This window comes from Cellulomonas sp. P2_F12 (assembly GCF_056403775.1).
Genome location: NZ_JBFUEV010000016.1, coordinates 1 through 1,105 on the forward strand (window position 1 = coordinate 1; position 1,105 = coordinate 1,105).

General features: G+C 69.8%; 1 protein-coding gene. It reads left to right on the forward strand.

Translation table 11 applies throughout. The features are described from left to right. A partial coding sequence (locus AC1DWH_RS20060) for a hypothetical protein (protein ID WP_477095137.1) occupies positions 1-1,093 on the forward strand: 1,093 nt, incomplete at its 5' end. Positions 1,094-1,105 lie beyond the last annotated feature (12 nt).

Below are 1,105 nucleotides of genomic sequence, written 5' to 3' on the forward strand. Positions count from 1 at the left end.
GGCGTTGGCGAACGGGTCGCACACGATCTCGGTGCACGGCCGGGACGCGGCCGGGAACTGGGGACCGTTCGCCACCGGGACCCTGGTCGTGGACAAGGTCCGCCCCGTGATCTCCGCCCTGACCGCCACCCCGAACCCCACCCTCGGCGCCACCACCATCACCCTGACCGGCACCGCCACCGACACCTCCACCCTGACCCGCGCCGAATGGTTCCGCGGCACCGACCCCGGCCTCGGCCAGGCCACCCCCATGACCATCACCGGCACCGGCCCCTACACCCTGACCACCAGCATCGACGTCACCACCTGGAACGAAGGCGCCTACCCCCTGAGCGTGCGCACCCGCGACACCGCCGGCAACTGGTCCACCACCGCCACCACCACCCTGAACGTGCGCACCCCCGTCGTGCTSTCCACCTTCGGCAACACCAACCCCCCCGGGGTCACCGGCACCGCCGACGACGCCGACCTGTACACCTGGAMCGGCACCACCTACACCCGCACCCGCGACGTCACCGCCACCCTGACCCTGCCCACCGGCGCCAACGTCGACGGCCTCGACTGGATCGACACCACCCACTTCTACCTGTCCTTCGCCGGCGACGTCGCCATCCCCAACCTCGGCACCGTCCAGGACGAAGACGTCGTCTACTACAACGCCGGCACCTGGTCCGTGTTCTTCAACGGCACCGCCCACGGCCTGACCGTGGCCAACCTCGACCTCGACGCCATCAGCATCGTCGGCACCACCCTGTACTTCTCCACCCTGGGCAACACCAACCCCCCCGGGGTCACCGGCACCGCCGACGACGCCGACATCTACTCCTGGAACGGCACCAGCTACGCCCGCGTCATCGACGCCACCGCGATCGGACTGCCCGCCGCCACCAACGTCGACGGCTACGTCCGACGCGACGCCACCCACTACCTGCTCTCCTTCTCCACCCCCACCACCACCGTCCCCACCCTGGGCACCACCCAGGACGAAGACATCATCGCCAACAACGCCGGCACCTGGACCACCCTGCTCGACGGCACCAGCCACGGCCTGACCAGCGACAACCTCGACATCGACGCCTTCGACACCCCCTGACACCACCCGACG